The sequence below is a fragment of the Mesorhizobium sp. M0166 genome (assembly GCF_040322255.1).
Lineage (GTDB): Bacteria > Pseudomonadota > Alphaproteobacteria > Rhizobiales > Rhizobiaceae > Mesorhizobium.
In genome coordinates this window covers 90743-103500 of record NZ_JAMYTD010000006.1, presented here as the reverse complement: position 1 = coordinate 103500, position 12758 = coordinate 90743, and the positions used below count along the sequence as shown (strand labels likewise).

Here is a 12758-nt window from a genome sequence, read left to right as displayed (position 1 = left end):
GTTGACTGATAGCCCAAATATGTCATCTTGGAAAGAACGGAGATTACTGCATCTCGCCGGCCACGACCTCAAATCGCGGGCCACAAGCGGTCGATACGAACCGTGCATCACATATGGGAGTGAAACGATGAAATACCTGAGGACGGCCTTTGCGGCCGCTACCGCCTTCACTTTGATTACCGGAACAGCGCTCGCGGAGCCGAAGACCAACCTCTTGCATCAATGGGCCACCGGATCGGACGCCCAGGCTATCGCCAAGCTCGGCGAGATGTTTACCGCCAAGGGTGGCACCTGGCAGCAGACCTCCATCGCAGGCCATACGGCCAATACCCTGGCCAAACTGCGTGCCGATGTGATCGCCGGCAACGCACCTCCCGCTGTGCAGCTCAAAGGCCCCGAGATCGCCGAATGGAACGAGACGGGCATGACAGCCAATCTCGACGACCTGGCGAAGGCGGAAAATTGGGAGAAGGTCGTCGCTCCCGAATTACTGCCGGTGATGAAGCCGACCGGGAATTGGGTGGCCGCGCCGATGAACATCCACCGCATCAACTGGCTGTGGGCATCGCCGAAGGTCATGAAGGACGCGGGCGTCACCGAGATGCCGAAGACATGGGCGGAATTCAACGCCGCCTGCGACAAGATCGTGGCCAGCGGCAAGATCTGCATTTCGCACTCGACCGCCGACTGGACCGACTCGACCGTCTTCGAAGTGGTCGTGTATGGTCAGGACCTCGATCTCTACAGGAAAGCTTTCGTCGAGGGCGACGTCGATGCCATGCGCAGCGATGGCATGGTCAAGGCCTTCGAGCAGTTCCGCACCATGACCTCGAAGTACATGGACCCCGGCATGAACGGGCGTGACTGGGATACCATGTCGCATCTCGTCGGCCGCGGCGAGGCCGCCTTCCACATCATGGGCGACTGGACGATCGGCCTGCTGACGGCCGGCGGCTTCAAGGAGGGCACCGACTATGTCTGCGCCCAGGCGCCGACCGATTGGGGCAAGCCGGGTTTCATCTTGAATTCAGACTCGGTCGTGTTCTTCAAACAGAAGGACCCGGACTATATCGAGGGACAGAAGCTGCTTGCCAGCATCATCCTGTCGCCCGAATTCCAGACCATTTTCAATCAGACCAAAGGGTCCATTCCGGCCCGCCTCGACGTCGATCTTTCGAACGGCTTCAATCCCTGCCAGCAACTCTCGCAAAAGGATCTGCAAGCCTCGATCGCCGCCGGCACGCTCGTGCGTTCGATGGCGCACAACATGACGGTTCCGCAAAAGGTCCGCGGCGCAATAATGGATAGCATCACGGAGTTTGTAGCAACGCCGGATATGAGTGCGCAGGACGCGGCCAACGCGATGGCGGATGCGGCCGAAGCGCAGAAATGACGCTGCCGATGATGGCCGGGGGCGAAGCTCCCGGCCAGACCTCGCCGGAGCAGCCCGATGTCCACCCATGATCTGATTGTACCAGCTGCAGCTGCCGCGGCCCGACCGTGGCGCGAGCGCCTGGGCACGATGGTGCCCATTCTGGTGCTGGCGCCGTCGATAGCTGCGAGTTTCATCTATGTTTTCGTCTTCACGCTCTGGACGCTCTACATCTCGCTGTCCGATTCGTCGCTATTGCCGACCTATGGGTTCGTCGGCCTGGACAATTACGCTTCGCTCTGGGCAAACCGGCGCTGGAACATCGCCTATACGAATCTCTTCCTGTTCAGCGGCTTCTATATCGTTGGCTCGATGGCCGTTGGCCTGCTGCTCGCGATCGCAATCGACCAGCGCGTCCGCGGCGAGGCGGTTTGGCGCACCATCTTCCTCTATCCGTTGGCGGTGTCCTTCATCGTCACCGGTACGGTGTGGAGCTGGCTGTATAACCCTGTCGACGGCATCCAGGCCTTCGTTCGAGGGCTTGGCTGGACCGACTTCAGCTTCGCCCTGACGGCCAACCGCAACACTGCGATCTATGCGGTGATCATAACCGGTATCTGGCAGTCGTCCGGCTTCGCAATGGCGCTCTTCCTGGCCGGCTTGCGGTCCGTCGATCCGGACCTCGTCAAAGCCGCGCAAATCGACGGCGCGTCGATTTTCCGGACCTATCGGAGGGTCATCCTGCCAACCATCGCCCCGATATTCCTGGCGGTGACGGTCATTCAGATACAATTCGCCATAAAGACCTTCGACCTGGTTGCGGCGTTGACGCGAGGCGGGCCAGGTGTGTCCACCACCTTCCCCGCCATCTATGTCTACGACCTGATGTTCCAGCGCGGCCAAATCGGCGAAGGTGCCGCCGCGGCGATGATGATGCTCGCGGCGGTCGCGGTGGTGCTGGTGCCGTACTCCTTGTGGATCGTCTGGCGCCGGCAGGCGGAGGGCCGCAATGGCTGAAATTTCCCCCAATGCCCGTTTTGATCCGGAAGAAGCCGCCGCCACGCGCCGGCATTTCTGGAGCCGCTTCCTTGTCTATGCCGTGCTGACGCTTTTCGCGGTCGTCTATCTCGTGCCATTGCTGGTGGTGATCTTCAACTCATTGCGCGAGCAGTCGGAGATTGCCCGCAACGGCCTCATCTCCGTACCGCGCAGCTTCCGGTTCGATGCGTGGGCGCAGGCCTGGGGATCCTACTGCGTCAGCGGTACCTGCGAGGGGATGAAGCGCAATTTTTTCAACTCGCTGGCGATGACGATCCCCGCCACCATCATCTCGACCATTCTCGGCGCCATGAACGGCTACATCCTCTCCAAATGGCGCTTCAGGGGCTCTGAACTGATCTTCAATCTGATGCTGCTCGGCGTATTCATGCCCGGCCAGATTTCGCTGATGCCGTGGGCGTTCCTGCTCGGCAAGCTCGGCCTGACCAATTCCACATATGGGCTGGTGCTGATCCACGTCGTCCAGGGCATCTCGTTCACCACCCTGTTCTGCCGCAATTTCTACGTCAGCATACCGGACGACCTGATCAAGGCGGCACGCATCGACGGCGCCGGCTTCTGGCGGATCTTCCGCAAGATCATCCTGCCCCTGTCGCCACCCATTCTGATCGTCACCGTCATCTGGCAGTTCACCGGCATCTGGAACGAGTATTTGTTCGGCGTCGTCTTCACATCTGGCCAGCAGCAGCCGATCACGGCGGCGTTGGTAGCACTCACGGCCGGCGGCACGACCGCGCGTGCTTATGATGTGATGAGCGCAGCCGTGCTGATCGGCGCGCTGCCTCCGCTGCTGATCTATCTGTTCGGTGGAAAATACTTCGTGCGCGGCCTCACCCAGGGCGCCATCAAATGAAGCGTCGCCCATGTCCGCGTTGATGATCCGCAACCTTCACAAGAGCTACGGCTCGCTCGAGATTCTTGCCGGCATCAATCTCGAGGCTAAGACCGGAGAATTCGTCGCCCTTGTCGGCCCGTCAGGCTGCGGCAAGTCAACCTTGCTCGCCATGATCGCCGGCCTGGAAACGGTCACGTCGGGAGAGATCTGGATCGGCGACCGGCTGGTGAACTCGGTGCAACCCAAGGACCGGGACATTGCGATGGTGTTCCAGTCATACGCCCTCTATCCCACGATGACGGTGCGCCAGAACATCACCTTCGGCATGGAAAGCCGCGGCGTGCCAAAAGCGGCGCAAGCGGAAGCTGTCCAGCGGGTTGCCGCACTCTTGCAGATCGAACAGCTGCTTAAACGCAAGCCCGGCCAGCTCTCGGGCGGCCAGCGGCAGCGCGTTGCGATGGGGCGTGCCCTCGTCCGCGACCCGAAGCTGTTTTTGTTCGACGAGCCCCTGTCCAACCTCGACGCCAAGCTGCGCGTCGATATGCGTACCGAAATCAAGAAGCTCCACCATCGCGTCGGCAAGACCACGGTGTACGTCACCCACGATCAGGTCGAGGCGATGACGCTTGCATCCCGCATTGCGGTGATGAACCAGGGCTCGGTACAGCAGTTCGACACGCCGAAGCGGATCTACGACCGGCCGACGAACATGTTCGTTGCCGGTTTCATGGGATCGCCGGCGATGAATTTCATCCCCGCCCGGCTTACGGGCTCGACCAGCATCTCGGTACGCGCCGCTGACGGCAGCGACGCCAGCCTCGCCCTTGCCGCGCCGATGCCCGCCGGTGCGCCAAAGGACGTCGTGCTCGGTATCCGGCCGGAACACATCTACCGTTTCACGACCGACCTGAAGTCACGCAAACCGGCTGTGGCGTCCATGCAGGCGCCGGTCGAACTGGTCGAGCCGACCGGGGCCGAGACGCTTGCCGTGCTCAGGCTGGGCGACCTGGAGATCACCGGCCGTTTCGAGCCGGACGACGCTCCCGTCATGGGCGAGACGATAACGCTGGGCATCGACATGTCGCGCGCCTGCCTGTTCGATCCAACAACCAAGGCGCTTCTGTAATCGATGTCCGTACAATTCGCGACTTATCCGAGCTTGACCGATCGGGTCGTGCTGATCTCCGGCGGCGCCTCCGGCATCGGCGCCGATATGGTCCGCGCCTTCGCTTCGAATGGCGCCCGGGTGGCCTTTCTCGATGTGCAGGATGAGCCAGCGGAGGCGTTGGTGCGCGAGCTCGGTGGTGCCGCCGGGCAGGCTCCCTTATACCTCCATTGCGATGTGACCGACGTCGATGCGCTGAAGGCGTCGGTAGAAAGCGTGCGCGCGCGGCTTGGTCCGATTGCGGTCCTGGTGAATAACGCCGCCAATGATCAGCGCCATCCCATCGACGGGGTAACGGCCGAATACTGGGACCGCAGCTTCGACGTCAATCTGAGGCATCACTTCTTCGCCGCTCAAGCTGTGCATCCGCACATGAAGGAACTCGGCTTCGGCTCGATCGTAAACTTCTCTTCCATCGCCTGGCGGTTCGGAGCGGATCAGATGTTGGCCTATGCCACCGCAAAGGGGGCCGTGGTGGCGCTAACGCGTGCGTTGGCGCGGTCGTTCGGACCCGACAACATCCGCGTCAATGCAGTCGAACCCGGCGCCGTGATGACCGAGCGGCAGCGCGAGCTGTGGTTCAAGACGCAGGAGGCAGTCGACCAGACGGTGCAGCGGCAATTGATCCGCCGCGTCCTGCTGGGCGAGGAGATTGCACGCACCGTGCTCTTCCTGGCAGCAGACGACAGCCGCATGATCACCAAGCAGTCCATCACCGTCGATGCCGGTCTGCGCTAGTGATGCCTCTCCGCTCTCAATTGGAATCTCAATTGGAACCGCCAAGCTGATGCTTCGTCTCGGCCTCAACCCCTATGGACTGACCTACTATCTCGGCCTGCAGGGCCGCGGCACGCCGCGGCACAATCCGGACGGCGCAGGGCTGGATGGCTTCATAACACTGGCGCAGGAACTGGGCGCGCGCACGCTCGAGATCTACGAACCCTGGTTGACCGACTTGACTGACGCCGAGATTGTCGCGCTCCGCAGGCGTCTGGCCGCGCTGGACATCGTCCCGGTGGTGAGCGGCGGATTGCTCGTGGCAGGTCCACTGGACAACGCCTTTCGGGCTGCGCGCCTGCTCGACGCGACGACGATCCGCATCGCACTGACGCCTGTCCTGTGCGGCGACCGCAATGCGTGGGGTCCGAAATGGAGCGAGTTCAACGCAACGCTTCGCGCTGCCTTGACGGAATGGGGGCCGCGTGCGGCGGCCGAGGGCCGGGTGCTCGGCATCGAGAACCATCAGGACTTCGGCAGCGACGAACTGGTTGCATTCTGCGAACTCGGCGGGCCGGGTGTCGGCATCACCTACGACACCGGCAACACCTTTCCTGTCGGCGAGGCGCCGCTTGCCTTCACGCGCCGGATAGCGCCGCATGTCCGCCACGTTCACCTCAAGGACTATCGCGTCCAGTTCACGGATGAGGGCTACCGCCTGGTCCGCTGCGCCATCGGCGACGGCGCCGTGCCATTCGCCGAACTGGCAGCCATCCTTGGCGAGCACCACGACACGCTGACGGCCGTGCTTGAGCCCGGCGCACTGGAGGCCCGTCACGTTCGCTGTCTCACCGACGACTGGTGGAACGGATATGCGCCGAAGACCGCCCGCGAATTCGCGGCCTGCCTGAGTGCGGCGCGCCTGAACCGGCTTGCGGACGACGCCGACTACCGCACGCCATGGGAACGGGACGATGACGGTGCGCTCGTTTCGTACGAGCTCGACATGATCCGGCGCAGCGCTGCCAACATGATGAAATTCGATTTCATTGCAATGGAGAAATCAGCATGACTGCCCGAGAACTCAGCGGCCTGACCGCCTTCGTCACCGGCTCGGGACGCGGCCTCGGCCGCGTGATGGCCGACCGCTTGGCCGAACTTGGCGCAAACGTCGCGGTCCACGACCTCGATTGGGCCCGGCCATCTCAATATGGCGAATTCGCGGACCTCGGCGACTCTGCCAGGGGCTTGGAGAAGCACGGGACGCGCATCACCGCGGTCACTGGCAACATCGGCGACAAGCAAGCTGTCGCCGAAATGAAGAGGAAGATCGAGGCGGATCTCGGCGACGTGCACATTCTGGTGAACTGCGCCGGCGGCGACATCGGCGCCAAGGGCGTAAAGCCCAGTCCCAACAACGCACTGGACATCGACTACGAAGACATCAAGGTTCTGACCGAGAACAACCTCATCGGCACGATGCTGGTCTGCCAGGCGTTCGTTCCGCCTATGGTCAAGCGCGGCTCGGGCTCGGTGATCAACATCGCCTCGGCGGCAGCGCATATCGGATGCTCGCCCGAAGTGGTCTACTCGACGCTCAAGGCAGCCGTCGTCCATTATACACGCTGCCTCGCCAAGGAATTGATCGAGGACGGCGTACGCGTCAATGCGGTGAGCCCTGGCGCCACCAAGACGGCACGGTTCCAGGCGAGCCGCGTGGTCGATCCGCAGCGCATGGATTCGCGCAAGAAATCGCTGAACCGGTATGCGGAGCCGGAAGAGATCGCCGAAGCGGTGGCCTTCCTCGCCGGTCCCCGCGCCCGCTTCATCAACGGACAGGTAATCCGCGTCGACGGCGGTTTCACGATCTTTCCAGGTTAAGCCGCGACCATTGCCGGGTTCGGATGAGTATTTGGTTGTACCGTGATCCGACAAAGCTGTTATCGTGCCCTCGCGTCGGGGGGCGAAGCCATGCAGAAGATGGGTTCAGGCAGCATCGGCTGCTGTTTGGCGGTTGTTCGCCGGCCAAGGCGTTACGCTGATGGCGTTGGTGCCGCCTCGAAGTGCTGCTCCGGCGCTAGCACCCGGATCCGCGGCAAATGACGGATGACGCCAACATCCTTGATGCGTGGTGGTCGGGGCCGGTTGGGCCGGCCTGGGCGTCAGCTATTCGCTGGCACGGCAAGGCTTGCACCATGCCGTATTGGAGCGAGGCCGCATCGGAGAGACCTGGCGCACGCAGCGGTGGGATTCTTTCCGGATGAATATCCCAAACGTTCAGACCGTCATGCCAGGCGACTTCTATGATGGTTCAGATCCGTTCGGTGCCCTGACGCGCGACCAGTTCGTCGCCCTGCTTGAGGATTTCGCCAGGCGAAACGAACTACCGGTCGAACCGGACACTGTTGTGACCGAGCTCTCCGGTGGGAACGGGAATGGCGTCTATCGGTTGACCACCTCGCGCGGCACAGTTTTGGCACGCAACGTGGTGATCGCAAGCGGCGACTTGAATTGTCTGGTGCGCCCAGTTTGGGTCGCTGCGTTGCCGCCGGGCCTGCGCCAGATCGATGCTTCTGATTATCGCAGCGCCGCCGATCTCCCGGCTGGAGCGGTGCTGGTGGTCGGAAGCGGCCAGTCCGGTGCCCAGATCGCGGAAGAACTGGCGGAAGCAGGCCGAAGAGTCTTCCTTGCCACCAGCCGGGTCGGGCGGCTCTCGCGGCGCTACCGAGGTCGCGACATCATGCTCTGGCTCGTCGAAAGCGGATTTCTCGACGTGCGTCGAGACGAGATCATTCGACTTGCGGGGCGCATTCCACCTCGTGGTCTGCTTGGGGTAGAACACACGATAAGCCTGCAAGGGCTCGGCGCCCAAGGTGTCGTGCTGCTGGGGCGGTTCGCAGGTGTCGAAGATGACGGCCGTCTGTCATTCGCCGACGATCTCGAAGAGCATGTTCGTTTTGCGGATGAGGCCTCCGCCAACGTCAAACGCTATATCGACGAATACATCAGCCGCTCCGGAATCGATGCCCCCGTTTCGGAACCCGACCAGCGGAGACTGTCGCAGTGCAGCAGCCGAATCCGGCTGTCCGTTCTCTTGATTCTGCCGAGTCCGGCATCACGACCGTGGTGTGGTGCACCGGCTTCAAGGGCGATTTCAGTTGGGTGAGGCTTTCCGGTCTGCTCGACCCGGAAGGACAGCCTGTTCACGAGGATGGCGTGGCCGCCCTGCCAGGCATCTACTTTGCCGGGTTGGATTTCGCCTCCACGCGCAAATCAGGCATAATATTGGCGATCGCCGAGGAGGCACATCGCCTTGTCGAACACATCGTGCGGCATTCGTGACGACCTGGACACCGTCGGCAGGTTTCTAAACGTCAGCGTTTCGAGGCAGTTGGTCGGTCGCGCGTCCGCATGAGCGGGGTCGCCACTATTTGACGCCCACGCTTTCAGGCCAGAGCACCTGGATTTCCTTTGGCAGCGCATCTCGCACCTTTGCCGACTGGCCAAGGTCGATATGCCGTGCAAGCACACGCAGCACTGAGCGTGCCGCATCCTCGGGATCGACAGGACGGGTCGATTTCAATTCATCGGCGATGTGTCCCAGGAACTCCTCGAGCGAGCGTGTCTTGTCGGGCATGTCGGCGGGCCGGTAGCGATCATAGTAGGCGCCCCGCACGAGCAGCGGCAGTTCCGCTCCCAATTTAGCCGCCAGTCCGATCTGTAGCCTGTCCCGAAGGGTTCGCAGAACGGCGCCCAATGTATGCCAGGCGACGTGTCGATCCGGACCAAGATCCGCCATGATCTCGTCAAGCCAGATGTTTGTTATTTGCAGCGTTTTGTCAAAAACGTCTAAGCCGGTTGCGCTCATCGTCGCCTCCTCGAAAGGTTCTGCAGGCGAAACGGCGGCCGGAGATAATTGTTTCGTGGTCCTATGAAAATCGCCTGGCAAAGCGGCGGGAGCCGGTCGGTCGGAGAGCCTGTTGGCGCTCATCGGTTCCGAACGCCGTCAGCAATGAGACCAGTCCTCACGTTGCCCGAACCCGGATATCTCTTGCCGGACATCTCTTGACTGACTGAGCGGCCCGCGCCGACAATGGCATTGGGAAGATGGCGGGATTTCGCCCACGGTGTCCGGCACCACTTACCGATCAAGCTGCGAAAGGACTGTCATGGATTGGAAGCTGGAACTGGTCCCGGTCCCCGTATCGGACGTCGATAGAGCAATCGCCTTTTATGTTGGTAAGGTCGGCTTTCATCTCGATCACGATCACACCGTAAGCGACGAGATACGTTTCGTGCAATTGACGCCGCCCGGTTCGGCCTGTTCGATTGCCATGGGCAAGGGCCTCGTCGACAGCCCGCCGGGATCCATGAGGGGCCTGCAACTGGTCGTGCCCGATATCGACGAGGCGCACCGGTACCTGGCCGCTCAAGGCATCGAGGTCAGCGATATCAAGGATTTTCCCTGGGGCAGATTTGTCTTCTTTGAGGATCCCGACGGTAACACCTGGTCTGTCCAGCAACTTCCACCTCGCAGCTGAGGCGGCGCGCTACGGCAGGGTGATCCCGACGCAGACAGCGCGGGATGCATGGCTCAATTCGAACGCATGCCGGCCTAACGCCTCTTCTCGTCGAAGGCGGCATTCCAATTGTGATAAGGCGCGCGATAGGTGGGGATGCGGTCCTCGACATCGGCAAGCGCTTCGAACGGTTTGTGCGGTTCGGCCTGATACCAGAAGGCGACCGACGAGACGTCGTCCGAGCGGCGATTGGCGTGACCGTGCTCGATGGTCACCCGGATGCGTTTGTGGAAGATGACCGGGTCCTCTATGTGCCAGCGATAGAGCGTAACCGGCTCGGTCCAGTTCGGCCCGCCGGCAGCGATGATGCCGTGATAGGGCGCGCTGTAATCCTGTGTCGGGCACCATGCCGTGTTGAAATAATCTTCCGTGCCGGTGCCGTGCAGCGTTGGCGGCCAGGCATCGTTGACGCCGGGGCTGGTCTCGCCGCGATCTCCGATCAGTTCGGCCTTCGGTCCGATACGCGGATCGGGCTTGCGCACCGTATCCGGCACGGAAATGCCCGGCTCGCCGTCAACGAAGATCATGTCGTCGCCCTCGCCGTACCAGTCCCATAGTGCGGAACGCCGGCGCGAATAGACGGAATAGAGCACGCCGACATAGTGGCCGTGACCTTCAGCCTCCAGGATGGTGTAGTTGCCGTTCCCGTCGGTGTTTTCCCCGCCAAACAGGACCTGCTCGTTGGCCAGCCCCGTCTCGTCTATGCCATCAGGTCGTTGCTGCCTGTATTGGGCGTGGAAGCGGCCCAGGCCTTCCTCGAGTTCCTCATGCAGTTCGAGATCGACATAGTAATAGAAAAGCAGGTCGTCCTCGGCCTCATTGGTGACGGTGAAGCGCATGTGGCTGGCAAACGGCATCGGAAAATAGCAGTTGAAGGCCTTGCCATCCTCTGGACTTGCCTGCACCGGCAGGCTGGCAAAATTGCGGGTGCGAGCATGCCCCATGCCGAAGAAATCGCCGATCGGCGTTTCGATGCTCGGATGTTCCTCGCCATCCCAGTACGCGCGCAGCACGATCTTGCGCAGGAATGCCTCGCTCTTGCAGGCGAGCGTCGCCCAGATATGCGTGACGATGCCGGCACCGTCGTGCTCGGCAATCACCACCGTCTGGCCGGGTTCTATGTGCAGCCGGTCGTCATTGCCGCCGGTGCGGTCGTAGCTTGAAAACCGGCGGGTTTTGGCGTCGCGCAATTTGGCGAGCCCGCGAAGCGGCGACAGGCCGGCATTGTCCATGTGTTTCTCCTCTTGCTTCAGCGGTTATTTCAGGCCGCTTGTCTTGATGGATTCCATGATCTGGCGTTGGAAGATCACGAAAAGAACCAGCATCGGCACGGCGACGATGGTCGAGGCGGCCATGACGTAATTCCAGGCGGCGGCGTACTGGCTCTTGAAATTTGCGATCGCAACCTGCACCACCCAGAGGTTGAGGTCCGACGTGATCGTCAGCGGCCACAGGAAAGCGTTCCAGTTGGCGAGGAAGAACAGGATCGCCAGCGCCGACAGGATCGGCCGGCTGAGCGGCAGGATGATGCTCCAATAGATGCGCCAGTAGCCGGCGCCGTCCATGATCGCGGCCTCTTCCAGTTCCCTGGGCAGCGACAGGTAATATTGCCTGAGCAGAAAGATGCCGAATGCGTTGAAGATCGCCGGAATGATCAGCCCGGCATAGCTGTCCAGCATGTGCAGCATCCGCGTCAGGATGAAAAGCGGCACGATGATGACCGGAAGCGACACCAGGAAGGTCGAGAACATGGCGAGGAACAGGGTGTCGCGGCCCGGAAAACGCAGCCGTGCGAGCGAATAGCCGGCCATCGAATGGAAGAACAGCGCAGCGACCGTCACCGTCGCCGACACGAAGAACGAATTGAAGAGATAGCGCAGGAACGGCACCTCGGTCAGCACATAGAGGAAATTGCCGAGCGTCGGCCGTTCCGGCATGAGGCTCGGCGTGAAGACGTCGCTCGCTGGCTTCAGCGAGATGACCAGCATCCAGACAAGCGGGAATACCGTCATCAGGCCAAGTGCGGCGGTTGCCAGCATCCAGGCAAGTCTCGCCGCCCGTATCTGCGAAAGGCCGGAAGGAGTTCGGCCGTCAGTCATGCTCGAAGCGCCCGCCGCGCGTCAGCACGAAGAAGAAGACCGTGACCAGCATCAGCGCCAGCACCAGCAGCGATGCCATCGCCGACGCATAGCCGAAGGCGCCGAACTGGAATGCCTGCTTGTAGATGTAGATGATCAGTACCGAGGTCGAATTGACCGGACCGCCCTTGGTCATCACATAGATCAGGTCGAAGACCTGGCCGCCGGCGACAGAAGCGACCAGCGAGACCAGGAGGACGAAGAAGCTGGTCGGCTTGAGCAGGGGCAAGGTAATGTACCAGAAGCTGGTCGCCGGCCCGGCGCCGTCGATCTTCGCGGCTTCGTAATACTCCGCTGGGATGTCCTGGAGCCCGCCGAGGAAGATCAGCATGTAGAAGCCCATCAGGAACCAGACGCTGACCAGCACCAGCGTGAACAGCGCGAGGTTTGGTTCGCCGAGCAGCGAGATTCCGCCGAGGCCGACGAGCGGTGCCAGCCGGCTGACGATGCCGACCTTTTCGACCAGCATGAGCTGCCACACGAGCGCCACCACGACCAGACTGACCATCTGCGGCGCAAAGAACATCGAGCGCATGACCGCGTTGAAGCGGTTGGTCTTCTGCACCAGAAGCGCCAGTCCCAGTCCGGCGACGTAGAGCGCCGGCACCAGCATGACGGCATAGGCCACGGTCACCTTCACGGACGACCAGAACAGCGGGTCGCCCCACATGCGCCGATAATTGCCGAGCCCGACGAATCTATAGCCGCCGAAGCCGTTGACTTCGAAGAACCCGACGGCGAGCGAAAGCAGCATCGGCACGCCGACGAACACCAGCAGGCCGAGCGCATCGGGCAGGACGAACAGCCATGCAGCGTAGCGCTCCCTTTGCTTGGCGGTGAGGCCGCGGGCGGAATTAGCGCCCGCGGCTGGCGGTTTCATCTGATCCATGCT

The 12758-nt window shown here is 61.9% G+C and carries 14 protein-coding genes; 10 read left to right on the top strand and 4 right to left on the bottom strand.

The genetic code is table 11. The features are described from left to right. Positions 1-127 precede the first annotated feature (127 nt). From NKJ46_RS10075 to NKJ46_RS10035, 9 genes are all read left to right on the top strand, one after another. Complete coding sequence (locus NKJ46_RS10075; protein WP_352664528.1) at positions 128-1393, top strand: ABC transporter substrate-binding protein; 1266 nt, start codon at positions 128-130, stop codon at positions 1391-1393. A gap of 57 nt (positions 1394-1450) precedes the next feature. Beyond that, positions 1451-2389, top strand: a complete 939-nt coding sequence (locus tag NKJ46_RS10070) for a carbohydrate ABC transporter permease (RefSeq protein ID WP_352664526.1) — start codon at positions 1451-1453, stop codon at positions 2387-2389. Next, complete coding sequence (locus tag NKJ46_RS10065; RefSeq protein ID WP_352664524.1) at positions 2382-3284, top strand: carbohydrate ABC transporter permease; 903 nt, start codon at positions 2382-2384, stop codon at positions 3282-3284. Before NKJ46_RS10070 ends, NKJ46_RS10065 begins: the two co-directional genes overlap by 8 nt. Positions 3285-3294: 10 nt before the next feature. Next, positions 3295-4392: an ABC transporter ATP-binding protein gene (locus tag NKJ46_RS10060; protein ID WP_352664522.1), complete on the top strand. Its 1098-nt coding sequence runs from the start codon at positions 3295-3297 to the stop codon at positions 4390-4392. A 3-nt stretch (positions 4393-4395) separates the two neighbouring features. After that, positions 4396-5169, top strand: coding sequence for an SDR family NAD(P)-dependent oxidoreductase (locus NKJ46_RS10055; protein WP_352664520.1), 774 nt, complete (start codon positions 4396-4398; stop codon positions 5167-5169). Positions 5170-5218: 49 nt separating this feature from the next. Next, positions 5219-6220 carry a sugar phosphate isomerase/epimerase family protein gene (locus NKJ46_RS10050; protein ID WP_352664518.1) on the top strand — a complete coding sequence of 334 codons (1002 nt, stop codon included), beginning with the start codon at positions 5219-5221 and terminating at the stop codon, positions 6218-6220. Then, positions 6217-7029, top strand: coding sequence for an SDR family NAD(P)-dependent oxidoreductase (locus NKJ46_RS10045; RefSeq protein ID WP_352664516.1), 813 nt, complete (start codon positions 6217-6219; stop codon positions 7027-7029). Before NKJ46_RS10050 ends, NKJ46_RS10045 begins: the two co-directional genes overlap by 4 nt. A 247-nt stretch (positions 7030-7276) precedes the next feature. Continuing rightward, on the top strand, positions 7277-8314 hold the full coding sequence (locus NKJ46_RS10040) for an NAD(P)-binding domain-containing protein (protein ID WP_352664514.1): 1038 nt from the start codon (positions 7277-7279) through the stop codon (positions 8312-8314). A gap of 50 nt (positions 8315-8364) precedes the next feature. Further along, entirely contained in the window at positions 8365-8490 is a 126-nt protein-coding gene (locus tag NKJ46_RS10035; protein WP_352664512.1) for a hypothetical protein, read from the top strand. An 85-nt stretch (positions 8491-8575) separates the two neighbouring features. Here the strand turns inward: NKJ46_RS10035 and NKJ46_RS10030 are convergent, their stop codons facing one another. After that, entirely contained in the window at positions 8576-9016 is a 441-nt protein-coding gene (locus NKJ46_RS10030; protein WP_352664510.1) for a DUF2267 domain-containing protein, read from the bottom strand. Positions 9017-9317: 301 nt separating this feature from the next. On the opposite strand from NKJ46_RS10030, the gene NKJ46_RS10025 reads away from it, so the two are divergent. After that, the gene (locus NKJ46_RS10025; RefSeq protein WP_352664508.1) at positions 9318-9689 is read left to right on the top strand and encodes a VOC family protein; all 372 of its coding nucleotides are present in this window, start codon (positions 9318-9320) and stop codon (positions 9687-9689) included. A 74-nt stretch (positions 9690-9763) separates the two neighbouring features. On the opposite strand, the gene NKJ46_RS10020 is transcribed toward NKJ46_RS10025, so the two are convergent. The 3 genes from NKJ46_RS10020 to NKJ46_RS10010 are packed head-to-tail and all read right to left on the bottom strand — an operon-like array spanning position 9764 to position 12746. Further along, positions 9764-10960 carry a glycoside hydrolase family 172 protein gene (locus tag NKJ46_RS10020; RefSeq protein WP_352664506.1) on the bottom strand — a complete coding sequence of 399 codons (1197 nt, stop codon included), beginning with the start codon at positions 10958-10960 and terminating at the stop codon, positions 9764-9766. 24 nt (positions 10961-10984) lie between these two features. Then, entirely contained in the window at positions 10985-11827 is an 843-nt protein-coding gene (locus NKJ46_RS10015) for a carbohydrate ABC transporter permease (RefSeq protein ID WP_352664504.1), read from the bottom strand. Further along, the gene (locus tag NKJ46_RS10010) at positions 11820-12746 is read right to left on the bottom strand and encodes a carbohydrate ABC transporter permease (RefSeq protein ID WP_352664502.1); all 927 of its coding nucleotides are present in this window, start codon (positions 12744-12746) and stop codon (positions 11820-11822) included. The genes NKJ46_RS10015 and NKJ46_RS10010 overlap by 8 nt, the downstream gene beginning before the upstream one ends. Positions 12747-12758: the final 12 nt, after the last annotated feature.

What these genes read in the sequence shown, in the direction of transcription:
- NKJ46_RS10075 (WP_352664528.1), top strand. Translation starts at nt 128, where the DNA reads ATGAAATACCTGAGGACGGCCTTTGCGGCCGCTACCGCCTTCACTTTG.
- NKJ46_RS10070 (WP_352664526.1), top strand. Translation starts at nt 1,451, where the DNA reads ATGTCCACCCATGATCTGATTGTACCAGCTGCAGCTGCCGCGGCCCGA.
- NKJ46_RS10065 (WP_352664524.1), top strand. Translation starts at nt 2,382, where the DNA reads ATGGCTGAAATTTCCCCCAATGCCCGTTTTGATCCGGAAGAAGCCGCC.
- NKJ46_RS10060 (WP_352664522.1), top strand. Translation starts at nt 3,295, where the DNA reads ATGTCCGCGTTGATGATCCGCAACCTTCACAAGAGCTACGGCTCGCTC.
- NKJ46_RS10055 (WP_352664520.1), top strand. Translation starts at nt 4,396, where the DNA reads ATGTCCGTACAATTCGCGACTTATCCGAGCTTGACCGATCGGGTCGTG.
- NKJ46_RS10050 (WP_352664518.1), top strand. Translation starts at nt 5,219, where the DNA reads ATGCTTCGTCTCGGCCTCAACCCCTATGGACTGACCTACTATCTCGGC.
- NKJ46_RS10045 (WP_352664516.1), top strand. Translation starts at nt 6,217, where the DNA reads ATGACTGCCCGAGAACTCAGCGGCCTGACCGCCTTCGTCACCGGCTCG.
- NKJ46_RS10030 (WP_352664510.1), bottom strand. Translation starts at nt 9,016, where the DNA reads ATGAGCGCAACCGGCTTAGACGTTTTTGACAAAACGCTGCAAATAACA.
- NKJ46_RS10025 (WP_352664508.1), top strand. Translation starts at nt 9,318, where the DNA reads ATGGATTGGAAGCTGGAACTGGTCCCGGTCCCCGTATCGGACGTCGAT.
- NKJ46_RS10020 (WP_352664506.1), bottom strand. Translation starts at nt 10,960, where the DNA reads ATGGACAATGCCGGCCTGTCGCCGCTTCGCGGGCTCGCCAAATTGCGC.
- NKJ46_RS10015 (WP_352664504.1), bottom strand. Translation starts at nt 11,827, where the DNA reads ATGACTGACGGCCGAACTCCTTCCGGCCTTTCGCAGATACGGGCGGCG.
- NKJ46_RS10010 (WP_352664502.1), bottom strand. Translation starts at nt 12,746, where the DNA reads ATGAAACCGCCAGCCGCGGGCGCTAATTCCGCCCGCGGCCTCACCGCC.